This is a genomic window from Vallicoccus soli, assembly GCF_003594885.1.
Lineage (GTDB): Bacteria > Actinomycetota > Actinomycetes > Motilibacterales > Motilibacteraceae > Vallicoccus > Vallicoccus soli.
Window position 1 is genome coordinate 65,695 of record NZ_QZEZ01000004.1, and the last position, 22,572, is coordinate 88,266.

The 22,572-nt window shown below is 79.2% G+C and carries 21 protein-coding genes; 12 read left to right on the forward strand and 9 right to left on the reverse strand.

What is annotated here, in order from left to right; translation table 11 throughout:
- Positions 1-29 precede the first annotated feature (29 nt).
- Positions 30-986, forward strand: coding sequence for an SDR family oxidoreductase (locus D5H78_RS10185; RefSeq protein WP_119950377.1), 957 nt, complete (start codon positions 30-32; stop codon positions 984-986).
- Here D5H78_RS10185 and D5H78_RS10190 read toward each other — a convergent pair.
- Positions 943-1,836, reverse strand: coding sequence for an NAD-dependent epimerase/dehydratase family protein (locus D5H78_RS10190; RefSeq protein ID WP_119950378.1), 894 nt, complete (start codon positions 1,834-1,836; stop codon positions 943-945). The two genes, D5H78_RS10185 and D5H78_RS10190, sit on opposite strands and share 44 nt — an antisense overlap.
- A gap of 81 nt (positions 1,837-1,917) precedes the next feature.
- Here D5H78_RS10190 and D5H78_RS10195 point away from each other — a divergent pair, with 81 nt between their 5' ends.
- On the forward strand, positions 1,918-2,529 hold the full coding sequence (locus tag D5H78_RS10195; RefSeq protein ID WP_119950379.1) for a TetR/AcrR family transcriptional regulator: 612 nt from the start codon (positions 1,918-1,920) through the stop codon (positions 2,527-2,529).
- Here D5H78_RS10195 and D5H78_RS10200 read toward each other — a convergent pair.
- From D5H78_RS10200 to D5H78_RS10215, 4 genes are read right to left on the reverse strand one after another with little or no spacing between them, the layout of a single operon-like run.
- Positions 2,526-4,793 (reverse strand): xanthine dehydrogenase family protein molybdopterin-binding subunit, encoded by a 2,268-nt coding sequence (locus D5H78_RS10200; RefSeq protein WP_119950380.1) that lies wholly within the window; start codon positions 4,791-4,793, stop codon positions 2,526-2,528. The genes D5H78_RS10195 and D5H78_RS10200 overlap by 4 nt on opposite strands.
- Positions 4,790-5,941, reverse strand: coding sequence for an XdhC family protein (locus D5H78_RS10205; RefSeq protein ID WP_119950381.1), 1,152 nt, complete (start codon positions 5,939-5,941; stop codon positions 4,790-4,792). Before D5H78_RS10205 ends, D5H78_RS10200 begins: the two co-directional genes overlap by 4 nt.
- Positions 5,934-6,914, reverse strand: a complete 981-nt coding sequence (locus D5H78_RS10210) for an FAD binding domain-containing protein (protein WP_119950382.1) — start codon at positions 6,912-6,914, stop codon at positions 5,934-5,936. The genes D5H78_RS10205 and D5H78_RS10210 overlap by 8 nt, the downstream gene beginning before the upstream one ends.
- Complete coding sequence (locus D5H78_RS10215) at positions 6,911-7,543, reverse strand: (2Fe-2S)-binding protein (protein WP_119950551.1); 633 nt, start codon at positions 7,541-7,543, stop codon at positions 6,911-6,913. Before D5H78_RS10215 ends, D5H78_RS10210 begins: the two co-directional genes overlap by 4 nt.
- 180 nt (positions 7,544-7,723) lie before the next feature.
- On the opposite strand from D5H78_RS10215, the gene D5H78_RS10220 reads away from it, so the two are divergent.
- Positions 7,724-8,356 carry a trimeric intracellular cation channel family protein gene (locus D5H78_RS10220; RefSeq protein WP_119950383.1) on the forward strand — a complete coding sequence of 211 codons (633 nt, stop codon included), beginning with the start codon at positions 7,724-7,726 and terminating at the stop codon, positions 8,354-8,356.
- A gap of 25 nt (positions 8,357-8,381) precedes the next feature.
- Here the strand turns inward: D5H78_RS10220 and D5H78_RS10225 are convergent, their stop codons facing one another.
- Positions 8,382-9,284, reverse strand: a complete 903-nt coding sequence (locus D5H78_RS10225; RefSeq protein WP_119950384.1) for a LysR family transcriptional regulator ArgP — start codon at positions 9,282-9,284, stop codon at positions 8,382-8,384.
- A gap of 70 nt (positions 9,285-9,354) precedes the next feature.
- Here D5H78_RS10225 and D5H78_RS10230 point away from each other — a divergent pair, with 70 nt between their 5' ends.
- Together D5H78_RS10230 and D5H78_RS10235 are read left to right on the forward strand one after the other, a co-directional pair.
- Positions 9,355-9,978 carry a LysE/ArgO family amino acid transporter gene (locus tag D5H78_RS10230; RefSeq protein WP_245941639.1) on the forward strand — a complete coding sequence of 208 codons (624 nt, stop codon included), beginning with the start codon at positions 9,355-9,357 and terminating at the stop codon, positions 9,976-9,978.
- A 79-nt stretch (positions 9,979-10,057) separates the two neighbouring features.
- A complete protein-coding gene (locus D5H78_RS10235; protein ID WP_119950385.1) occupies positions 10,058-11,008 on the forward strand; it encodes a sulfotransferase family protein in 951 nt (316 codons plus the stop codon).
- On the opposite strand, the gene D5H78_RS10240 is transcribed toward D5H78_RS10235, so the two are convergent.
- Entirely contained in the window at positions 10,951-11,931 is a 981-nt protein-coding gene (locus D5H78_RS10240) for a glycoside hydrolase family protein (RefSeq protein ID WP_218566465.1), read from the reverse strand. The genes D5H78_RS10235 and D5H78_RS10240 overlap by 58 nt on opposite strands.
- A gap of 77 nt (positions 11,932-12,008) precedes the next feature.
- On the opposite strand from D5H78_RS10240, the gene D5H78_RS10245 reads away from it, so the two are divergent.
- Complete coding sequence (locus D5H78_RS10245; RefSeq protein WP_119950386.1) at positions 12,009-12,953, forward strand: sulfite exporter TauE/SafE family protein; 945 nt, start codon at positions 12,009-12,011, stop codon at positions 12,951-12,953.
- Between the two features lie 89 nt (positions 12,954-13,042).
- Here D5H78_RS10245 and D5H78_RS10250 read toward each other — a convergent pair whose 3' ends face one another.
- Positions 13,043-13,285, reverse strand: a complete 243-nt coding sequence (locus D5H78_RS10250) for a hypothetical protein (protein ID WP_119950387.1) — start codon at positions 13,283-13,285, stop codon at positions 13,043-13,045.
- 223 nt (positions 13,286-13,508) lie between these two features.
- Between D5H78_RS10250 and D5H78_RS10255 the strand changes: the two genes are divergently transcribed.
- The 6 genes from D5H78_RS10255 to D5H78_RS10280 all read left to right on the forward strand — a co-directional run bounded on the left by D5H78_RS10255 (position 13,509) and on the right by D5H78_RS10280 (position 21,961).
- Positions 13,509-16,304, forward strand: coding sequence for a hypothetical protein (locus tag D5H78_RS10255; protein WP_119950388.1), 2,796 nt, complete (start codon positions 13,509-13,511; stop codon positions 16,302-16,304).
- Positions 16,291-17,115 (forward strand): ABC transporter ATP-binding protein, encoded by an 825-nt coding sequence (locus D5H78_RS10260; protein WP_119950389.1) that lies wholly within the window; start codon positions 16,291-16,293, stop codon positions 17,113-17,115. Before D5H78_RS10255 ends, D5H78_RS10260 begins: the two co-directional genes overlap by 14 nt.
- Positions 17,112-17,804, forward strand: a complete 693-nt coding sequence (locus D5H78_RS10265) for an ATP-binding cassette domain-containing protein (protein WP_218566466.1) — start codon at positions 17,112-17,114, stop codon at positions 17,802-17,804. The genes D5H78_RS10260 and D5H78_RS10265 overlap by 4 nt, the downstream gene beginning before the upstream one ends.
- A 111-nt stretch (positions 17,805-17,915) precedes the next feature.
- A complete protein-coding gene (locus D5H78_RS10270; RefSeq protein WP_119950390.1) occupies positions 17,916-20,468 on the forward strand; it encodes a VCBS repeat-containing protein in 2,553 nt (850 codons plus the stop codon).
- Positions 20,469-20,536: 68 nt separating this feature from the next.
- Entirely contained in the window at positions 20,537-21,742 is a 1,206-nt protein-coding gene (locus D5H78_RS10275) for an EAL domain-containing protein (protein ID WP_218566467.1), read from the forward strand.
- A gap of 42 nt (positions 21,743-21,784) precedes the next feature.
- Positions 21,785-21,961, forward strand: a complete 177-nt coding sequence (locus tag D5H78_RS10280; protein WP_119950391.1) for a DUF1059 domain-containing protein — start codon at positions 21,785-21,787, stop codon at positions 21,959-21,961.
- Positions 21,962-21,971: 10 nt separating this feature from the next.
- Here D5H78_RS10280 and D5H78_RS10285 read toward each other — a convergent pair whose 3' ends face one another.
- Entirely contained in the window at positions 21,972-22,505 is a 534-nt protein-coding gene (locus tag D5H78_RS10285; RefSeq protein ID WP_425472936.1) for an Lrp/AsnC family transcriptional regulator, read from the reverse strand.
- Positions 22,506-22,572 lie beyond the last annotated feature (67 nt).

Below are 22,572 nucleotides of genomic sequence, written 5' to 3' on the forward strand. Positions count from 1 at the left end.
CCTGCCCGTCCGACCCGAGGAGCACCGCCGTGCCCGTCCCGCCCGACGTCGCCGTCCCCGACCTCACCGGCCGTCGCGCCGTCGTCACGGGCGCCACCCGCGGGCTCGGCCTCGTCCTCGCCGCGCGGCTCGCGGCAGCCGGGGCCGAGGTGCTCCTGCCCGTGCGCGACCCGGGCAGGGGCCGCGCCGCCGTCGCCGCGGTCCGGCGCCGGGTGCCCGGTGCCGACGTCTCGCTGCGCGAGCTCGACCTCGCCGCGCTGCACTCGGTCGCTGCCCTGGGGCGCACCCTGTGCGCCGAGGGCCGGCCGGTGCACCTGCTCGTCAACAACGCCGGCGTGCTGCCCCCGCCGGAGCGCCGTACGACCGCCGCGGGCCTCGAGCTGCAGCTCGGGACCAACCACCTCGGGCACTTCGCGCTCGTCGCCCACCTGCTGCCCCTGCTGCGGGCGGGGCGCGCCCGGGTCACCTCGCAGGTGGGCCTGGCGGCCGCCCGCGGCTCCCTCGACTGGGACGACCTGGGCTGGGACGGGGGCTACGAGGGCCGGGCCGCGCACCGCCGCTCCAAGCTCGCGCTCGCGCTCTTCGGCTTGGAGCTCCAGCGGCGGAGCCGCGCGCTCGGCTGGGGCGTCACGAGCAACCTGTGCCACCCGGGGCTGGCGCCGACGGGCGCGCCGGGGCGGGGGGCCGGCCGCTCGCGCGCCGTCGAGGCCCTCGCGGGGTGCGGCCTCGTCGGCACGGTCGAGACCGCCGCGCTCCCCGCGCTCCTCGCCGCCACGGCACCCGCCGCGGGCGGTCGCCTGTACGGCCCGAGCGGCCCGGGGCACCTCGGCGGCCCGCCGGCCCAGCAGCGCCCCTGGCGCCCGCTGCGCAGCACCGGGGACGCCGAGCGGCTCTGGCGGGCGTCGGAGGTGCTGACCGGGGTGGCGTTCCCGGCGGGGGCCGTCAGCGGTCGTAGTGACCGGCCGCGATGTCCTCGAGCAGCGTAGGACCCGTGGGCTCCCAGCCCAGCAGCTCGCGGGTGAGGGCGCTCGAGGCGGGGACGTCGGCGGCGAGGAACGCCCCGACGAAGGGCAGGTCGTGCGCGAGCTGCTCCGCGGTGACGGACCGGGCCGACAGCCGCAGGCGGTCGGCGAGCGCGGCCGCGATGCGGCGCACCGGCACGCCCTCCTCGGCCGCCGCGTGGACGACGGTGCCCGCGGGTGCGCGCTCCAGCGCGAGGCGGACCAGGACAGCGGTGTCCGACCGGTGCACCGCCGACCAGCGGCCGCTCCCGTCGCCCGGGTAGGGGACGGCTCCGGCGCGCCGGGCGTGCTCGGCCAGGAGCGCGACGAAGCCGTGGTCGCCCTCGCCGTGCACGGTCGGCGCGAAGCGGGCGCTGACGACGCGCACACCGCGGTCCGCGTGGTCCAGGGCCAGCTCCTCGGCGCCGCCCCGGGGTGCGTCGACGCCCCGGGCCCCGGTCCGGTCGCGCTCGGTGGTGGGACGCCCGAGGCCGGGCACGGCGAGGCCGGCGGCGATCACCAGGGGGCGGCCGGTGCCCGTGAGCGCCCCGGCCAGGGTGCCGACGGCGGCGCGCTCCGCGCGGTTCGACGCGGCCGGGTCGGTCCAGTCGTGCTTGTTCGCCAGGTGGACCACGCCGTCGGCCGCGGCGGCGCCCCGCCGCAGCGACTCGAGGTCGTCGAGGTCGCCGCGCAGGACGTCGGCGCCCTGCGCGGCGACGGCGGCGGCGGAGGCGTCGGAGCGGGCGAGGCCGAGGACCTCGTGGCCGGCGGAGAGCAGCTCCGGGACGACGGCCGAGCCGATGAAGCCGGACGCTCCCGTGATGAAGACGCGCATGAGGACCCCTCGCGATGGCAGGAACTGTCATCACCACCGTAGCAGGTGATGTCAGGAACTGTCACCGGCTAGCCTCACGGGATGGGACGCTGGGAGCCGGGAGCGCCGCAGCGCCTGCAGCGGGCGGCGCTCGAGCTGTTCACCGAGCAGGGCTTCGACGCCACGACGGTCGCCGGCATCGCCGAGCGGGCCGGCGTCACCGAGCGCACGTTCTTCCGCCACTACGCCGACAAGCGCGAGGTGCTCTTCGCCGGAGAGGACGAGTTCCGGGAGCCGTTCCTGCGCGCGGTGACCGAGGGGCCGGCCGGTGCGCCGGCGCTCGACCTGGTGCGGGGCGCGCTGGCCGCCGCGTGCGCGGCGTTCGAGGCCGGGCGCAGCCGTGACCACGCCCGGGCACGGCAGCGCGTCGTCGACGCGCACCCGCCGCTGCGCGAGCGCGAGCTGCTCAAGCTGGCCGGGCTCGCGGCTGCCGTCGGCGACGCCCTCGTCGCCCGCGGGGTGCCCCCCCTGCGGGCCCGGCTCGGCGGGGAGCTCGCGGTGTCGGTCTTCGCCGCGGCCTTCGCCCTGTGGACGGCCCCCGGCGAGGAGCGGGACCTGGTGCGCCTCCAGGCCGAGGCGATGGCCGAGGTGCTCGCCCTCGTCGACCGCCCCGGCGAGCTGCCGGGCCAGGTGCCGGGCCAGGTGCCGGGCTAGGCGCCGCGGCGGGCCTCGAGCAGCTTGTCGAGCGTGATGGGCAGGTCGCGCACCCGCACGCCGGTCGCGTCGAAGACCGCGTTGGCGACCGCGGCGGCCGAGCCCACGTTCCCGATCTCGGCGACCCCCCGCGCCCCCAGGCTGCGCGTGCCGACCTCGCCCTCCGCGCCCAGGGGACCGGTGATCACGGGGTCGGGACGGTCGAGCCAGTGCACGTCGACCGGGGGCACGTCGGCGTTCACGGGCACCAGGTAGTCGGCGAGGTTGGCGCACGCCAGCCGGCCGGTGGCCGGCTCCACCGGGTCGTCCTCGAGCAGGGCGTGGCCGATGCCGAAGACCACGCCCCCGACGAGCTGGCTCCTCGCCGCCTGCGCGTTGAGGACCCGGCCGACGTCCAGGACCGAGGTGAAGCGGCTGACCCGGACCTCGTACGTGAAGCGGTTGACGCGGACCTCGCAGAAGTGGGCGCCGAAGCTGGCGAAGGCGTGCCCCGGCGGGACGCCGCGCTGGCCCGAGGCCGTGGCGTCGACGCCGCGGACCCCGAGCCGGGTGAGCAGGCCCCCGAAGCCCGCCGAGCGCCCCCGCCCCACCAGGCGGCCCCGCTCGTAGCGCAGCTCCGCGGGGTCCGCGCCGTGCCAGGGCGAGTGCGGGTCGGTGACCGCCAGGCGCTTGAGGGCGGCGACGGCGTCTCGCGCGGCCGCGACGACCAGCGCCACCGTGGTCGTCGTCGCCGAGGAGGCGATCGAGGGGGCGCCGGGGGGCAAGGCCGTGTCGCCAATCTCCGGGGTCACCCGCTCCAGCGCGATCCCGAGCGCGTCGGCGCCGGTGATCGCCACCATCGTCCACGCCCCGGTCCCCGGGTCGGCCGTCGCCGTCGACACGGTCGCGGTGCCGTCGTCGAGGAGCCGGAGCCGGACGCTCGCCGCGCCGCGGCTCGCCGGGTACGTGGCCGCCGCCGTCCCGGTCCCGACCAGCCAGTCGCCGTCGACCCGGGTGCCCGGGGCGTCGCGCCGGCGGGACCACCCGAAGCGCTCCACCCCGACGCGGAAGCAGTCGGCGAGGTGCCGGCTCGACCACGCCAGCCCCGAGCGGGGGTGGACGGGCGCGTCGTTGCGCAGCCGCAGCTCGACGGGGTCGACGCCGGTGGCGACGGCCAGCTCGTCCATCGCCGTCTCGAGGGCGAAGGCGCCGGGGGACTCGTTGGGAGCGCGCATCGCGCGGCAGGCCGGGAGGTCGAGCGCCACGGCGCGGTGCGCGATGTGCAGGTTCGGCGTCCGGTAGAGGGTGTCGGTGACGGCGTGCGCGGGGAGCAGGGGCGGGCCGCCGACGGCCGGGGCCTCGGCGTCGCACTCGTGGCTGACCGCGGTGAGCACGCCGTCGCGGGTCGCGCCCAGCCGGACGCGCTGGACGACGTGGCTGCGGTGACCGGTGAGGGTGAACATCTGCTCGCGGGTCAGCGTGAGCAGCACGGGCCGGCCCGTCTCGCGGGCGGCCGCGGCGGCGAGCGGCGCCTCGCTCCAGAGGACGACCCGTGCCCCGAAGGCGCCCCCGACGAACCGGGAGACGAGCCGGACGTCCTCGGGCAGGACCCCGAGGCGCGCCGCGAGCAGCATGGCCCACTCCGCGGGGAGCTGCGCGCCCGCGTGCACCGTGAGGCGGTCGCCGTCCCAGGCGGCCAGGACGCTGTGCGGCTCCATCGCCGCGTGGTGCTGGACCGGGTTGCGGGACTCCGCCTCCACGACGACCTCGCTGGCGGCGAGCGCCTCGTCGATGGAGCGGATGCCCGGAGCGAGGGCGGTGTGGCTGCTCGGCGAGCCGTCCGACGCGGGCGGCGACTCCACGCGCGGGCCGTCGGCCAGCGTGGTCCGCGCCGGCTCGGCGTCGTAGGCGGCGGTGACCAGGGCCGCGGCGTCGCGGGCCTGCTCGACGGTCTCCGCCACGACCATCGCGACGATCTGCCCGTGGAACCGGACGATCGGGTCCTGCAGGGGGGCGTAGCGCTCCGAGAACGCGGCCAGCTGGCCGGCCAGCGGGTAGAGCCGCAGCCGCGGGTCGGGTGCCGCGTAGACGCGGAGGACCCCGGGGGCGGCCAGGGCGGCGGCGGTGTCGATGCTGCGGACCGTGCCACGGGCGACGGTGCTCGTGACGACGTGGGCGTGCACCGTGCCAGGGGGCCGGTGGTCGGCGGAGTACCGGGCCGAGCCCGTCACCTTGAGGCGTCCCTCGATGCGGTCGACCTCGCGTCCGACGGGGGAGAGGCTCATGCGGGCTCCTTCAGGTGCTGCGGGTCCGTGGCGGTGGGAGACGGGGCGTCGGGCCGGTGGAGCGGGACTCCGGTGCTCAGGGGCGCGCCGGTGCCGCCGTGACGGGCCGCGACGAGCTCGGCGGCGATGGAGAGCGCTGTCTCGACGGGCGTGCGCCCACCGAGGTCGAGCCCGACGGGGGACCGCAGGCGGGCGAGCTCGCGGTCGCCCAGGCCGGCTGCGTTCAGGCGCAGCAGGCGCTCCTCGTGCGTGCGGCGCGAGCCCATGGCCCCGACGTACGCCAGGGGCAGCCGCAGCGCGACCTCGAGGGCCGGCACGTCGGCGCGCGGGTCGTGCGTGAGGACGCAGACCGCGGTGCGGCTGTCCAGCCGCTGCGAGCGCAGGTAGCGGTGGGGCCGGTCGACGACGACCTCGTGCGCGGCGGGGAACCGCTCGGGCGTCGCGAAGGCGGGGCGCGCGTCGCAGACGGTCACGCGGTAGCCGAGGCAGGACCCCAGGACGGCGAGCGGCGCAGCGTGGTCGACCGCCCCGACGACCACGAGGCGCGGTGCGGGGGTCGTGACCTCCACGAGCAGGGTCGACGGCTCCCGGCAGAGCCCGTCGGCCACTCCGACCTCGATCGTGCCCGTGCTGCCCGCGTGCAGCGCGGCCGCCGCGCGAGCGGCCGCCGCGAGGTCGAGCCGAGCGTCGCCGAGCGACCCGCGGTGCCCGTCGGGGCGGACGACGACGGACCGGCCGAGGTGCGGGTCGGGGCCCTGCACCACCGTGGCGACGGCCACGGGCACGCCCGACGCCGCATCGGCGAGCGCCGGGCCGAGGTCCGGCTCCCCGCGCGGGTCGTGGTGCCGCAGGAACAGCTCGATCGTCCCCCCGCAGGTGAGGCCGACGTCCAGCCCCTCGCCGTCGGAGTAGCCGAACCGCGCGGTCTGCGGCCGCCGGTCGCCGAGCAGCACCTGCCGGCAGCGCTCGACCACGTCCCCGTCGACGCACCCGCCGGAGACTCCGCCGAGGACGGCGCCGTCGGCGTCGACCACGAGCGAGGACCCGGGCGAGCGCGGGGCGCTGCCGTCCACGCGGGTGACGGTGGCGGTGACGAACGGGGTGCCGCTGCGCACGCGGTCGAGCAGCTCGGCGGCCAGCTCAAGCACGGTCGCCCCCCAGGGCGGTGAGCGCCCGCACCAGCGTGCGTCGCAGCAGCGCCGGCTTGAAGGCGTTGTGCTCCAGCGGGCGCGCGCCGTCGGCCGCGTGCACGACCGCGGCCTCGTACGTCTCCTCCGTCGCCGGCCGGCCGACGAGGGCCCGCTCGACGCCCCTGAGCCGCCAGGGGACGGTCCCGACCCCGCCGGCGGCCACCCGGGCGCCGCGGACCCTGCCCCGCTGCACGTCCAGCGCGACGGCCGCCGAGGCGAGGGCGAACTCGTACGACTGGCGGTCGCGGACCTTCACGTAGGTCGAGCGCGCCGCCCACGGCGAGCGCGGGACGGACACGGCCGTGACCAGCTCGCCGGGCCGCAGGGCGTTCTCGACGTGCGGCGTCGAGCCCGGCAGCCGGTAGAAGCGCTCGAGCGGCACCGTGCGCCCGCCGGCCGCGGAGGCCAGGTGCACGGCGGCGCCGAGCGCGACCAGTGCGACGGCCAGGTCGCTGGGATGCGTGGAGACGCAGTCCCCGCTGGTGCCGAGGACGGCGGCGCCGCGGTTCCAGCCGGTCAGCGCGGAGCAGCCGCTCCCCGGCTCGCGCTTGTTGCAGGGGGTGGAGACGTCGCGGAAGTAGCCGCACCGGCTGCGCTGCAGCAGGTTGCCGCCGATGCTGGCCATGGCGCGCAGCTGCGGCGACGCGCTCAGCTCGAGCGCCTCCGCGATGACCGGATAGCGCTTGCGCACCACGAAGTGCGCAGCGACGTCGCTCAACCGCTCAAGTGCCCCGACGTGCAGCCCGGCGCGGCTGGACGTGATGCCACGCAGCGGGAGCCACGTGATGTCCACGACCCGCTGGGGCGACACCACCTCGAGCTTCATCAGGTCGACGAGGGTCGTCCCGCCGGCGAGGTACGCGGTCCCCGCGCCGGTCTCCTCGAGGGCCTCGGCGACGGAGCGGGCGCGGGCGTAGGCGAACGGCCTCATCGGCCCACCGCCTCCTGCGCGGCCCGCACCGCGGCGACGATCGCCGGGTAGGCGCTGCAGCGGCAGATGTTGCCCGACATCCGCTCGCGGACCTCGTCGTCGGAGCGCGCCGGGCCCTCCTCGAGGAGGGCCACCGCGGACATGACCTGCCCCGGCGTGCAGAAGCCGCACTGGAACCCGTCCTGCTCGAGGAACGCCTGCTGCACCGGGTGCAGCAGGTCCCCGCGGGACAGCCCCTCCACGGTGGTGACCTCGGCGCCCGAGACGGTGGCGGCCAGCGTGAGGCAGGAGAGCACGCGCCTGCCGTCGACGTGCACGGTGCAGGCGCCGCACTGGCCGCGGTCGCAGCCCTTCTTCGTCCCGGTCAGGTCCAGCCGCTCGCGCAGGGTGTCGAGCAGCGTCGCCCGCGGGTCGACCTGCAGGCGCACCCGCTCGCCGTTGACCCTCGCGCGGACCTGGACGACCAGGTCGTCGGCCCCGCCGACGGCGGCCGGCCCGGGCGCGGCCTGCGCGGGTGCGGGCGCGCCGCCGGCCAGCAGCGGCGCAGCGGCCGCGGCGAGGCCGCCGCCGAGGAAGCCCCGCCGGGAGACCTCCGTCCCCGCGCCGTCCTCGTCCTGGGGTGGGTGCATGTCGGCTCCCCGCTCGTCCATGGGTCAGGTCCGCACCGGGTCCGGTCGGGCGAGCGGCCCCCGTGCTCCCAGCAGGCTCGCCCCTCGGCGGGACCGCATCCAGGACCTGCCGGTCCACGGATCCGCACCAGCCCCGACCCGGCGGCCGCACGCGGCACCCGTCTGCGGTACACGTGACCGGTGAGCCAGCCCTCCCTCCTGCTGCTCGGGCTCGACCTGCTCGGCACCTCCGCCTTCGCGCTCAACGGCGCGCTCACGGCCCTGCGCGCCGCGCGGCTCGACCTCGTGGGGGTGCTGACGCTGGGCGCGATCACGGCGCTCGGAGGGGGCATCGTCCGGGACGTCCTGCTCGGCGCCGTCCCGCCGGCGACGCTGCAGGACTGGCGGTACCTCGTCGTGGCCACGGTGGGCGGGCTGCTCGCCTTCGCCGCCGGCCACCGGCTGGCGCGGCTGGCGACCCCGATCCTCGTCCTGGACGCGCTGGGGCTCAGCCTCTTCGCGGTGACGGGGGCCGGGAAGGCGCTCGAGCTCGGCCTCGGGCCCGGGCAGGCGGTCCTGCTCGGCGGGATCACGGCGGTGGGTGGAGGGACGCTGCGCGACGTCCTGGTGGCGCAGGTCCCCACGGTCCTGCGCAGCGGCCTCTACGCGGTGCCTGCGCTCCTGGGGGCTGCCGTGGCTGTCGGGGCCGAGGTGGCGGGCGCCGGCGGCGCGGCCTCGGCGGTCCTCGCGGCCGGCACGTGCCTCGCGGTACGGCTGCTCGGGGTCCGCTACGGCGTCGACCTGCCGGGGCCGCGCGGGCTGCCGGGCGACTGACGGCCGCCGGTCCGCCGGCCGGCCCTCAGCGGGGGCGGTGCAGGTGCTCGCGCCCGGCGGCCAGGACGGCGGCGGCGACGCGGTCCAGGGCGGGCGAGCGCAGCTTCCACTGCTGCCAGTGCAGCGCCACGTCGACCGCGCCGCGCGGGTCGAGCACGACGAGCCCGCCGTCCGCGGCGCCGAGCTGCAGGTCGGGCAGCATCCCCCAGCCGTAGCCGAGCCGGACGGCCTCGAGGAAGTCCGCGCTCGCCGGCACCCGGTGCTGCGGCGGGCGCGGGACCTCGCGGCCGCGGGCGCGCCGGTGCAGGTAGTCGTGCTGCAGCCGGTCGTCGCGGTCGAACACCACGACGGGTGCGGCGGCGAGGGCCGCCGGCGTGGCGCCCTCGGGGAACCAGCGCTCGGCGAAGGAGCGCGCGGCGCGCGGCCGGTAGCGCATGGCGCCCAGCCGCTCGACGGAGCAGCCCGGCACCGGGGCGGCCTCGGACGTCACGGCCGCCATGACCGCGCCGCTGCGCAGCAGGTCGCCCGTGCGGGCCTGGTCCTCGCGGTGCAGCTCGAGGCACAGCTCGCCGGCGAGCGGGGCGAGGGCGGGCAGCACCCAGGTCGACAGGCTGTCCGCGTTGACCGCCACCGGGACGACCGGGGCGCGGCCCGGTCCGGTGCCCTCCAGGAGCGCGGCGGCGTCGGCGGTCAGCAGCTCCACCTGCCGGGCCAGCCGCAGCAGCGCCTCACCGCTCGCCGTGGGGCGCACCGGCCGGCTGCGCACGAGCAGGACGCGGCCCGCGGCCGTCTCCAGCGCCTTGAGCCGCTGGCTCACCGCGGACGGCGTCACGTGCAGCCGGCGCGCCGCGCCGTCGAGCGAGCCCTCGTCGACCGCCGCGGCGAGGGCGCGCAAGTGGGCGAGGTCGAGGTCCGGTCCGAGCGTCATGAAGCGACGCTAACGGTGCTGCAGCGACGTGAGCTGGAGTGCAGGGCGAGGGCGACCTAGCGTCGGGCGGGTGGACACCGGACAGACCTTGCTCAGCGCCGCCTCGGGCCTCGCCCTCGGCCTCTCGCTGATCGTCGCGATCGGGGCGCAGAACGCCTTCGTCCTGCGCCAGGGGCTGCGCGGGGAGCACGTGGCCGCCGTCGTCGCGGTGTGCGCGGTGTCGGACGCGGTCCTCATCGCCGCCGGGGTCGCGGGCACGGGGGCCCTGCTCGAGCGGCTGCCGTGGTTCGTGCCGGTCGTGCGCTGGGGCGGCGGCGCCTTCCTCCTCGGGTACGCGCTCCTCGCCGCCCGGCGCGCCCTGCGCCCGTCCGGCGCGCTCCGGGTGGAGGGCGCGTCGGCGCGCCAGGGCCTGCGGGCCGTGCTGGCGACCTGCCTGGCGCTGACGTGGCTCAACCCGCACGTCTACCTCGACACCGTGGTCCTGCTGGGCTCCGTCGCCGGCGGGCACGAGGAGCGGCGCTGGTGGTTCGGCGCCGGCGCGGTGCTCGGCAGCGTGGTGTGGTTCACCGCGCTCGGGGCCGGCGCCCGGCTCCTGCGCCCCCTCTTCGCCCGCCCACGGGCCTGGCAGGTGCTCGACGGCGGCATCGCGGTCGTCATGGTCCTCATCGCGGTGTCGCTGGTGCGGCACGCGTGAGCCGGTGCGGGTTAGCCACTAACCCCACCGGAGAACTAGGGTTGACGGTCGTACGTCCCGTCGTCCCCCGGAGGTCCCGGTGCCGCTGCCCGACGTCCTCATCATCGGCGCGCCCAAGGCGGGCTCCACCGCGCTGCACGCGGCGCTGGCCCAGCACCCGCTGCTCTTCGGCTCCGACCCCAAGGAGCCCAAGTACTTCCTCTGCGACGACCGCCCGCCGGAGCGCTCGGGGCAGCGCGGCCCGGGCGACGCGCACAGCGCGCGCGAGTGGGTGTGGCAGCGCGAGCGCTACGAGCGGCTCTTCGCCGGTGCCCCGGCGGGGGCGCTGACCTTCGAGAGCACGCCCTTCTACCTCTGGGACCGCCGGGCGCACGAGCGGATCGCCCGCACGCTCCCCGACGTCCGCCTCGTGGCCGTCGTCCGCGACCCGCTCGACCGCGCCTTCAGCAACTGGACGCACCTCTGGGTCGACGGGCTCGAGCCCGTCGCCGACTTCCGCGCGGCCTGCGAGCTCGAGCCGCAGCGCGTCGCCCGGGGGTGGGCGCCCTTCTGGCGCTACCTCGAGCTCGGCCGGTACGGCGAGCAGCTCGCCCACCTCTTCACCCTCGTCGACCCCGCGCGGGTGCACGTCGTGCGCTACCGCCGGCTCGTCGACGAGCCGGAGCGCACCCTGGCCGGGGTGCACGCGTTCCTCGGGGTGCCGCCCGGGCCCACCACGGTGCCCGGCTCCAACGTCAAGCGCTGGGCGCCGGACACCGCCCCGCGGCGCCTCCTGCGCCGCGGGGTCCGGCTCGGCGCGGCCGCCGGCGCGTACGCCCCGCCGCGCGTCTGGCGCGAGGTGGAGCGTCCGCTCCTGCGGCTGCTGCAGCGCGGGACGGCGCCCCGCGCGGTCCTCACCCGCGAGGACCGCGCTGCGCTGCTCGGGCGCTTCACCGAGGACGTGCACCGGCTCAGCGACCTGCTGCAGGAGGACTACACCGACTGGCTCTCGCCGTCGGGGCGTGGCACGTACACCGTCCGGAGGTCGTGAGCGCCGTCGGCGCGGGTGCGCTCGACGTACACCCGCAGCCCGCCCGGCACGGGGACGACGCTCGCGTAGCGCAGGGCGGGACCCGGCTCCTCCGGCACCGGGCCGGCGGTGGGTCGCAGCCGCCCGGGCGGCCCGGCGGCCGCGCCGGTGCGCTCGTACCAGTTCTCCGCGGCCGAGGCGCGCCCGTCGTACAGGGCCTCGTACGCGCCGCCGCCCGCGGGCCAGACCGCGCTGACCCGCGCCCCGCGCCGGTCCCACCCCTCGCCGGGCCCGAGCGCCTCGCCCCGCAGGTCCCACCGCAGGCCGTCGGCGCTCGTCGCGTACCAGCTGCTCATGCGGTCCGCCTCGTCGTCGCCGCCGTCCAGGGGGTGCCGGCAGGCCCACATCGCCCAGGCGCCGTCGTCGACGCGCACGACGACGTCCTTCCAGGCCTCGTCGCGCCCGCCCGGCAGCACGACCGTGCGCCGCCCGGAGGCCAGCGCCGCGGGGGAGCCCGCGTCGAGCGCCTCCACCCACCAGTGCTTGCTGCCGGCGGTGGAGCAGCTGACGTAGAGGCGCCACCCGCCGTCCGGGCGCACGACGAGGGCGGGGCGCTCGAGCGAGGCCGCCCCGAGGTCCTCGCTCGTCACGCGCGCCACCTCGATGAACCGCACCCCGTCGTCCGAGCGCGCGACGACGTTCGCGTAGCCCCGCCCGCGGTCCACCGGGCGGCGCAGCCGGTACGCCAGCCACCACGTCCCCTCGTGCAGGACGGCGCTCGGCCCGCCCGCCCAGTACCCCGGGCCGGGGCCCGGCGGGGCCGCGACCACCTCGCCCTCGGAGAGCAGGGCCCGCAGCAGCCCCCCCGCCCCCGCGCCCGGCGGCTCCGGGGTGCTGGCTGCGGTGCGCGCGGGGGCGCCGGTACCGGGTTCCGAGAAGCTCACCCACGGACCCTACAGAACCGCTAGGGTTCGTCGAAGTCAGTTCCAGACCCCACCCCTGAGCGTTCGGCGGTAGAGACATGCAGAAGCTCCTGCTCCTGGCCCTCGTGGGCCTCGGCGCCCAGCTGGTCGACGGCAGCCTGGGCATGGCGTACGGCGTCACCTCCACGACCCTGCTGCTGGCCATCGGCACCAACCCGGCGGCCGCCTCGGCCACCGTCCACCTGGCCGAGATCGGCACCACGCTCGTCTCGGGCGCGGCGCACTGGAAGTTCGGCAACGTCGACTGGAAGGTCGTCGCCAAGATCGGCATCCCGGGCGCCGTCGGCGCCTTCGCCGGCGCGACGTTCCTGTCGAGCCTGTCCACCGAGACGGCCGCGCCGCTCATGTCGGTGATCCTGCTGGCGCTCGGCGTCTACGTGCTCGTGCGCTTCACCCTCGCGGGCCTGCCGAAGGGCAACCTCGGCAAGCCGCTGCGCAAGCGGTTCCTCGCCCCGCTCGGCCTCGTCGCCGGCTTCGTCGACTCCACCGGCGGCGGTGGCTGGGGCCCGGTCGGCACCCCCGCGATCCTCGCCAGCGGCCGGCTCGAGCCGCGCAAGACGATCGGCTCGATCGACACCAGCGAGTTCCTCGTCGCCGTGGCCGCGAGCATCGGCTTCATCATCGGCATCGGCTCGGAGGGCGTGGACTACGCCTGGGTCCTGGCCCTGCTGCTCGGCGGCATGATCGCCGCGCCCGTGGCCGCCTGGCTCGTCCGGCACATCCCGCCGCGCGTCCTCGGCTCGCTCGTCGGCGGCCTCATCATCCTCACCAACACCCGCACGCTGCTGCGCAGCGACTGGATCGACGCCCCCGACGCCGTCCGCTACGCCTTCTACGCCGCCATCTACGCGGTGTGGGCCGCGGCCATCGCCTGGTCGGTCCGCCAGCACCGCGCGAACCGCGAGGAGGAGCAGCGCGTGATCGCCGAGGCCGAGGCCGCCGCCGCCCGCGGCGAGGAGCCCACGGGCGCCGGCACGCTCTGACCCGCAGCACCCGCAGCACCCGCAGCACCCGCAGCACCCGCTCGACCGGGGCCCCGTCCGCGCGCCGGGCGGGGCCCCTCCGCGTCCGCCTACTGCGCGTCGTCCGGCGGCACGAGGCCCCCGGCGTCGGGCTGGTCGCCGACGGCCCCGCGCTCCTGCCGGGTGGACTCCTCCGGGGTCTCGGCGGCCGTCCCCGCGAGGTCGGGCACCGGGGCCGCTGCGTGGTCGGGGCCGCGACCCCCCTCGGGCCCCCGTACGGGGCTCTCGGCGGGGCTCTGGTCGGGGCTCCGGTCGTGGCTCTGGTCGGGGCTCTGCCCGTTCTGCGCTGCCATGGCCCGCCCCTTCCCCCGCACCGCCGGACGGCACCCCCGTCGGGGTGAACGCCCCGGGGCCGCCCGGCGTCCGGCGCGCGACGGGCCGGTCCGCGCGATGCGCGTGCGCCGGCAGCCGCGGGCTGGCAGCCTGGCCCCGCCGCCCCCCACCCCGAGGACCGCCCGTGCCGACACCGCCCGCCGCCGCCGGGGAGCGCTCCCGGCCCGACGCCGCGGGGGTCGCGTGCGCGCACCCCTGACGCCCGGCGGGCCGCTGGCCCGCGCCGCGCTGCGGCACGGGCTGCGCCAGGGCCCGTGGACGGTGCTCGTGCTGCTCGCCCTCGCCGTGCTGGCCGGCGCGGCGGCGTCCGTGCCGCTGGTGCACGGGGCGGTGCGCGACGCGGAGCTGGCCGAGCGCCGGGCCGACCCGCCGGCCGCGCTGCTCGAGGACCCGGCGCTCGTGCGGGTCACCACCAGCGGCTCGCCCACCGGGAGCGGCGGGCTGGCCGCCGTGCGGGAGGACCTCGCCCGGGTCCCGTCCCTCACGCCGCCGTCCCTCGTCGGCGCGTCGGCCGGCCTGGAGCTCGTGCGCCCCGCCCGCTGGACGTCCACCGCGACCGGCCCCGGCGGCACCGCCCCCGCGCGCCTGCTCGCGGTCGAGGACCCGGCGGGCACCCTGCGGACCACGTCCGGCGGCGGGGAGGGGGTGTGGCTCCCCGACCCGCTCGCGCGGCGCCTCGGGCTGGGCGCCGGTGACGACCTCGTCCTGGAGGTGGCCACCGGCGGGGCGACCGGCGGGGCCCGGACGGCGGTGGCGGGCACGTACGCCGTCGCGCCGGACGGGCGCCGCCCGGCGGACCCGCCGGGGCGCACGACGTGGGCGCGCCAGCGCGGGGCGCTGCCCGCCGACCCCGACGACGACAGCCGCCAGGCGCACCTGCTCGTCGGCGACCCCGCCACCGTGGAGCGGCTGGCGGAGCGGGCCGGCGACATCGTCGTCTGGTCCCTGGACGCGCAGCTCGTGCCCGGGGCGACGTACGAGGAGGCCGCGGCCGCCGCCGACGGGGTGCGGTCGCTGCGGGGGGCGTACGTGCGGGGCAGCCGGGCCGACGACGAGGGGCCGGTCGACCGCCGGGTGTCCGACGGCGTCGAGGACCTCGTCGCCGCGACAGACGTCGTCGCGGACGCGGTCGAGCGCCGGCTGCTCCCCGGCGAGGCGGCCGCGGTCGGGCTGGCGCTCGCCTGCGTGCTCGGCGCGGGGCTGCTCGCCGTGCGCCGGCGGGCCGTCGAGCTGCGCCACGCGGCCGGGGCGGGGCTGCGGCCCGGCGCGGTCGGCCTGCTCTGGGCGCTGGAGCTCCTGCCCGCCGCGCTGCTGGGCGTCGCGGCCGGGACGGCCGGTGCCTGGCTGCTCGTCGTCCTCGCGGGCCCGGCCGACGCGGCGCCGGTGGCCGCGCTGCCGGTCGCGGCGCTGCTCGCGGCCGGCGCCTGCGCCACGGGCGTGCTGGGCGTCGCCGCCACCGCCGCGCTCGCCACCGCGCGCCGGGTGCGCCCGGCCCCGCCCGCCGCGCCGGCGCGGCGGGTGCCCTGGGGCGCGGTCCTGGTGGCCGCCGCGCTCGCCGGCGCCGCGGGCCTGGCGAGCGCGCCGGCGGGGGACGGCGGCGCCCGCGGGGCGGACCTGCTCGTCCCGCTGCTCGCCACGGCGGCCGCCGGGGCGCTCGGCGCGGCCGTCCTCGCCCGGCTCGTCGCGCCGCGCGGCGCGGCGCGCGGGGCCGCCGCGGGCACGGCCCCGCTGCGGCGTCCGGCCGCCTGGCTCGCGCGGCGGCGCCTCGCCCGGGGCGGCACGGAGCAGCGGGTGGTCGTGACCGTCGTCGCCGCGGGCCTCGGCATGCTCCTCTTCGCGCTGAGCGCGGCGTCGTCGACGGCGACGGCGGTGCAGGACCGGGTCGCGGTCAGGGCGGGGGCGCAGGCCGTCGCCGTGCTCGACGGCTCCTGGCAGCTCGACCCCGGCGCCCCCGTGCGGCCCGGCGAGCCGGCGGCCGGGGAGCCACCGGCCGGGGTCCCCGCCGGGCGGACGCCGCCGGTGCCGCCGGGGACCTCGGTCGTCTGGCGCGGCGACGCGACGACCCCGCTCGACGAGGTCCCCCGCGAGCTCCTGCTCGTCGACCCCGCCGGGCTGCGCGACGTCGTCCTGCCGGGCCGCGGCCCCGACCTCGCCCGCGCCCGGCAGGCCCTGGACGAGCTGACCGCCGCCGCCGCCACCGGTCCCGGCGGGGACGTGCCGGCGCTGGTGGTCGGCGACCCCGCCGCCGCGGGCGAGGACCTGCTCGACGTCGACGCCCTCGCGTGGCAGGGGCGGCTGCGCGTGCTGGACCGGCTGGACGCCTTCCCCGGGGCGAGCGGGCCGACGTACGTGCTGCCCGCGGACGCCGTGCTGGGCGAGCTCGGCCCGCTCGACCCGCGGCTGCGCCCGGCCAGCGGCCCGGGGTGGCCCTTCTTCGAGGACGTCGCGCTGTGGGCGTCCTCCGCCCGGCTGCTCGCCGACACCCTCGACGCCGCCGGGGCCCGGCCGGAGTCGGTGAGCACCGCCGCCGAGGTCCGCCGCCTGCCCGCCCTCGTCGCCGCGGAGCGGGCGCGGGGGCACCAGCTCGCGGTGGCGGCGTACCTCGGCCTGCTGGCCGCCCTGGCCCTCGCCGTGCACGCCGAGCGGGCGGCGTCCGCGGGGCGCGCCGCCGACCTCGTCCTCGGGCGGGTCGGGCTGCGGCGCCGGCAGGTGCTGGGCGCGCGCGTGCTCGAGCTGGCGGCGCTCGCGGCCGCCGGGGGCGCGTGCGGGGTGCTCGCCGTGCTGGCGGTCGTCCCGCTCGGCGGCCGGCTGCTCGACGACGCGCCGTACCTGCAGCCGGCCGTGGAGCTCGCCGTGGGTCCCGCGGCGGTGCTGCTCACCGCGGCGGCCGCCGCGGGAGCCGTGCTCGCCGGGGCGCTGGCCGCCGCAGCGCGGGCCGGCACCGGCGGGGAGGAGGGGGCCTACCGTGACGGCACCTGAGCCCGCGCTGCTCGACGCGCGCGACCTGCTGCAGCTGCACGCCTCCGGCACCGGACCCGTGCAGGCGCTGCGCGGCATCGACCTCGAGGTGCGGCGCGGCACGGTCACCGCGGTGACGGGCCCCTCCGGGAGCGGCAAGTCCACCCTGCTCGCGGTCCTCGCGCTGCGCGAGCGCCCGGCCGGCGGCGAGCTGCGGTACGACGGGCGGCTGCTGTCCGGGCTCGGCCGGCGCGAGCTGCAGCGGCTGCGGCGCCGCGTCGGCTGGGTGGCCCAGCGCCCGGCGCACTCGCTGTTCCCCCAGCTCGCCGCGCACGAGCAGGTGGCCGAGGTCGCGCGCCTGCGCGGCGCCGACGACGACCCGGGGCAAGCGCTTGCCGACGTCGGTCTGGAGGGCCGCGCCGGGGCCCGGCTGCACGAGCTCTCCGGCGGCGAGCAGCAGCGCCTCGCCGTCGCGGCCGCGACCACCGGGCCGCCGGACCTGCTCGTCGCGGACGAGCCGACGGCCGAGCTCGACGACGCCTCGGCCGGGCTCGTGCTGCGCCGGCTGCGCGCGTGCGCCCTGCGCGGCGCCGCCGTCGTGCTCACGACGCACGACGCCCGCGCGACGGCGTCGGCGGACCGGGTGCTGGCCCTGCGGCACGGGGTGCTGTCCGGGGAGCACCGGGCAGGGGGCCCGCGCACGGCGGCCGTGGACGGGCAGGGCCGCGTGCAGCTCCCGCCCGACGCCCTGGGCCTCTTCCCCGACGGCCGCGCGGTCCTCGAGGTGCACGGGGGCCGGGTCGTGCTCAGCCCGCCAGGGGAGGGGCGGTGAGCGCGCCGCTCGTGCACCTCGACGGGGTGCGGCTCGTGCGCGGCAGCGGCGCCGCGGCGACGGAGGTCCTGCGCGGCGTGGACCTCGCGCTGGGCCCGGGCCGGCTCGTCGCGCTGGCCGGGCGCTCGGGCTCCGGGAAGTCCAGCCTGTGCCACCTGGTCGCCGGCGTCGCGCGGCCGAGCGCCGGGACCGTGCGGGTCGCGGGGCACCCGGCCCACGCCGTGCGGGACTGGGGCACCGTCGCCCTGCTGCCGCAGCGGCTCGCGCTCGTCCCCGAGCTCAGCCTGGCGGAGAACGTGCTGCTGCCCCGGCGGCTGGGGCGCGCGGGGCCGTGCGCGCCGCAGGACGGGGCCGGGGACCTGCTCGACCGGCTCGGCGTCGCCCGGGTCGCGCACCGGCCGGCGCAGGAGGCGAGCCTCGGGGAGCAGCAGCGCGCCGCCCTCGCCCGCGCGCTGCACGCCGGCCCTGCCGTCGCCGTCCTCGACGAGCCCACGGGGCACCAGGACGACGACCACGTCGCGCTCGTCCTCGCCGCGGTCGTCGCGGCCGCGCGGCGGGGCACGCTCGTGCTCGTGGCGACGCACGACGAGCGGGTGAGCGGCGCCGCCGACGCGCGCGTGCGGCTGCACGACGGCGCCGTGGAGGCCGTCGAGGGGGACACGGGGGCGCCGCCGCCCGCCGCCCCCTGAGCGGCGGCCGACCTCCCACCCGTACGGCCGCTCAAGCCGCGCCGCCCCCCTGCCGATGCCGGGGGCGACCCCGGGGGCACGGGCCCCCGGGCGCGACGACGAGGAGCGCACGTGCAGGCACGGGGAGCCGGGACGACCGGCAGCAGGACGCGCAGGGCGCTGGGCGCCGGGGTGTCGGCGGTGCTGGGGCTCTGCCTCGCGCCCGCCGCGCTGGCCGCGCCGGCGCACGCCGCGCCGCCGCCCGGCGTCACGGGGACGCCGGAGTGCCCGGAGGCGTACCCGGCGGCGGACCTGACCGCCGGCCAGGTGCTCACCGGCCGGACGGTGTCGCGCGGCACCGCGCCGGAGGACTTCACCGCGACCGTCATCGGGGTCCTGCGGGACGGGATCGGCCCCGGCGTGGACATGGTCCTCGTCGACGTCGACGCGCCGGCGGTCACGAGGGCCGGCGGCATCTGGTCGGGCATGTCGGGCTCGCCGCTGTACGCCGACGACGGGCGCCTGGTCGGCGCGGTCTCGTACGGCCTCGCGGCCGGCCCGTCGCCGATCGCCGGCGTCACGCCGGCCGCCGCGATGCAGGCGCTGCTCGCGGCGCCCGCGGCGCGCTCGGCGGTGGGCGCGGTGCGCCTGCCGCAGGCCGTGCAGCAGCGGGTCGTCGCCTCCGGCGGCGCCACGCGCGGGCAGGCGGCGGGCGGGCTCCGCGCGCTCCCGGTGCCGCTCGCGGTGTCGGGCGTGAGCTCGGCCCGGCTCGCGGCGCAGCCCGACCGGCTGGCGGAGCGGGTCCCGGGGGCGCGGCCGTACCTCGCCGGCACCTCGGGCGCGACCGCCACCGGCGGCGCCGAGACCGTCGTGCCCGGCGGGAACGTCGCCTTCGCGCTGTCGAACGGCCAGTTCAGCGCCGCCGCCGTGGGCACGGTGACGGCGGTCTGCGGCGCCGAGGTCCTCGGCTTCGGCCACCCCTTCGGCTGGTCCGGCGCGACGACCCAGGCCATGCGCAGCGCCGAGGCGCTGTACGTGCAGCCGGACAGCCTCGGGGCGCCGTTCAAGGTGGCGAACCTGGGGCCGGTCGTCGGCACGGGGACGCAGGACCGCCTCGCGGGCGTGCGCGGCACGCTCGGCCCGCTCCCGGCCACCGTGCCGCTGCGCACGTCGCTGCGCCCGTCGGAGGGCGGGCCGGTGCGGACCGGCACGACCGAGGTCGTCAGCCCGTCCTTCCTGCCGACCGCGGCGTTCTACCACGTGGTGGGCGCGCTCGACGCGACCGCGGACCGGCTGGGCGGCGGCGTCGTCGAGACCACCACCACGGTGCGGGGCCACCGGCCCGACGGGCGGTCCTGGACGCTGCGGCGCTCCGACCTGCACGCCTCGACCGAGGGCAGCGCCGGCGAGGCGCCCGTCGAGACCGCCTTCGGCGTCGCGTCGAGCCTCGAGCAGCTGATCGGCAACGAGTTCGAGCGGGTCACGGTCGACGAGGTGTCCGTCGAGGGCACGACCTCCGAGGAGTACCGGGACCTCACCGTCGTCGGCGTGAAGGTGCGCGCCGCGTCCGGTCGCTGGGTCGCGGCGGGCGACGGCCCGGTGAGGCTCGTCGCCGGCACCCGGGCGCAGGTGCAGGTGCTCCTGCGGCCGTACCGCTCGACCGCGACCGTCACCGTGCCGCTGTCGGTCGTCGTGCCCGCGGGCAGCGCCGGCAGCGCCGGCGAGATGTGGGTCGGCGGGGGCGACGCGGGCTACGGCTTCGCCGGCAGCCTGCTCGTCGACGACCTCGGCTACTGGGCCGGCGACGAGCCCGAGGGCCCGGAGGGGTTCGACGAGGTCCTCGCCGCCGTGCAGGACGCCCCGAGCGGGGACAGCGTCGTCGCCGAGCTCGCGCTCCTGCCGGACGTCGAGTGCGACGACGAGGAGTGCTACGTCGACGACGAGGACGAGGTCGAGCCCGTGCTCACCTCCGGGACGGCGCGCACCGGCGCGGTGACCTGGGGCGGGCGCAGCATCGACGTCGAGGTCGTGGCGCCCCGCGCCGCGCGCGCCGCGGTCGTCAGCGGCGGCCTGTGGAGCCTGCGCTCCGGCCTGGCCTCCGGCCCCAGCACCGTCGTGGCCCTCGGGCGGGCGTCCGACCGGCCGCTGCTCGGCGACTGGGACGGCGACGGCACCCGCACGCCGGGGCTGTTCCGGGACGGCGCGTGGCACCTCCGGGACGCGGTCGGCGGCCGCCAGCGCGCCGCCTTCGGCTTCGGCGGCGCGGGCGACGTGCCCGTCGTCGGCGACTGGGACGGCGACGGCGCCGACGAGGTCGGCGTCTACCGCAGCGGCACGTGGCTGCTGCGCGACGAGGCGTCGGCCGGCCCGGCCACGGTGCGCCTCGCCTGGGGCGACGGCTCGATGCGCCCGGTCGTCGGCGACTGGGACGGCGACGGGCGCGACGAGCCCGGCCTGTTCCACGACGGCACCTGGCGCCTGCGCAGCGACGCCTCGCCGACCGGCACGACGACCCGGGTCCGGTACGGCGCCCGCGGCGACGCACCCGTCGCCGGCGACTGGGACCGCGACGGGGCCGACGGCGTCGGCGTCGTGCGCGCCGGCACCTGGCACCTGCGCGGGTCGGGGGGCCGGACCCTCCGGTTCGCGTACGGCCGCCCGGGCGCCCGGCCGCTCGTCGGCTGACCCCTCCGGCCGGCCGGGCCCACCCGTACGGGGGATGGCCCGGCCGGCCGCGGGGCCGATGGGCGGGGGTGACGACGACCGTGGTGCCGAGCGGCCTGCTCGACGGGCCGTACGACGGCCCCGCCTGGCGCGCCGCGGTGGACGCCGCCCTCGCCGACCCCGGGCGGCGGCTGCACCTGGTCTTCCAGCCGGTCGTCGACGTGCGGCGCGGCGTGGTGGCCGGGTACGAGGCCCTGACCCGCTTCGTCGACCCCGACGGCGCACGCAGCGCCGCCACCCCCGACCGCTGGTTCGCGGCGGCGGACGCGCAGGGCCGGGGCGCCGCCCTGGAGGCGGTGGTCGTGCACCGGTGCCTGCACCTGCGCCCGACGCTGCCGCCGAACTGCTTCCTCACCGTCAACGTCAGCCCGCACCTGCTCACCGAGCCGGAGCTCGCCGACCCGCTGCTCGCGGCCGGCGACCTCTCGCCGCTGGTGCTCGAGCTGACCGAGCACCGCGCCGTGCCCGACCTGCGCCCGCTCGTGGCGCTGCGCGACCGGCTCCAGGACCGCGGCGCGCTCATTGCGCTCGACGACGCCGGGTCGGGCTACTCCGGGCTCCAGCAGGTCGCGCGGGTGCGCCCGCAGCTCATCAAGCTGGACCGGGCGCTGGTCGCCGGCGCGGACCGGGACGAGGTCAAGATCGCCCTGGCGCAGCTCCTCGGGGAGTTCGGCGGCCGGATCGACGCCTGGCTGCTCGCCGAGGGCGTGGAGACGTGGGGCGAGATGGACGCCTTCCTGCGCCTCGGGGTGCCCCTCGCGCAGGGGTGGCTGCTGGGGCGCCCCGGCCCGCCCTGGGTCGCCCTCGACCCGGCGACGGGCGAGCGGCTGCGGCGCTCCGCCGCCCGGGCGGCGCTGGCCGAGCACGTGGCGAGCCTCGTCGAGCAGGTCCCGCTCGTCGGGCCGGACGACCCCGCGGGCGCGCACCCGGCGGCCCGCGGCCCGGCGCCGGCGGCGGACGGCGTCGTGCGGGTGCGCGTCGACGGCCGCGGCCGCCCCGTCGCGCTCCTGCTGCCGCACCGCCGCTCGGGCGACGCCCCGGGGCACCGGCTGGCCGCCGTCTCGCTGCGCGTCCCGGCCTCCGCCGGCGTCGTCGAGGTCGCCCAGCGGCTCGTCGCGCGGGAGGAGGACGTGCGCTTCGACCCCGTGGTCGTCGTGGACGACCTCGGCCGGGCCGCCGGCGTCGTGCGCGTGGAGCGCGTGCTCCAGCGCCTCGCCGAGCTCGCCCCCCGCTGACCCCGCACCACCCCGCACCACCCCGCCACCAGGAGGTACCCCGTGAAGCAGTTCGCCTGCGGCGACGTCGTCCCCGGCTGCGCCCGCACGTTCACCGCCCCGGACGACGACGGCGTGCTCGCGGCCGTCGCCGTGCACGCCCGCGACGACCACGGCCTGGCCGCGGTGCCCGCGCCGCTCGTCGCGCAGGTGCGCGCGAGCATCCGCACCGCCGCCTGAGGGGCGCGGGTCAGCCCCCGGCGCCGCCCTCGCGGTACGCCGGCGCGCGGGTGGTGCCGGTGCGCTCGCCGGCCTGCGCCCGCAGCAGCGGCAGCACGCGCGGCGCGACCACCTCGGAGAGCACGATGACGCTCGTCGAGCGGACCACCGACGGCGAGCGGTCCAGCTCCAGCAGCGCCGTCTGCAGGTCGCCGTGCGAGCGGGCGGCGAGCCGGCACACGACGTCGGCCGAGCCGGTCGTCGCGTGCGCCTCGAGGATCCACGGCAGCCGCTCGAGCTCCGCGCGCACCTCGGTGAGCGCGCCCTGCGCGATCTCGAGGGTGACGAAGGCGAGGACCGGGTTGCCCGCGGCCTCGAGGTCGACGTCCGGGCCGTACCCGGTGACGACGCCGGCCTCCTCGAGCCGGCGGAGCCTGGCCTGGACCGTGGCGCGCGCGACCCGGACGACGCGCGAGAGCTCGAGGGCGCCGGCCCGCGGGTGCTCGCGCAGGGCGGCCAGCAGCGCGACGTCGAGGGCGTCGAGGGCGTACGGCGCCACGGGCACCTCCTGGCGGTCGGCTGGTCGCGGAGCATAGCCGCGGGGGCACGCGGGCGGCGCTGCGAGGCGCTGC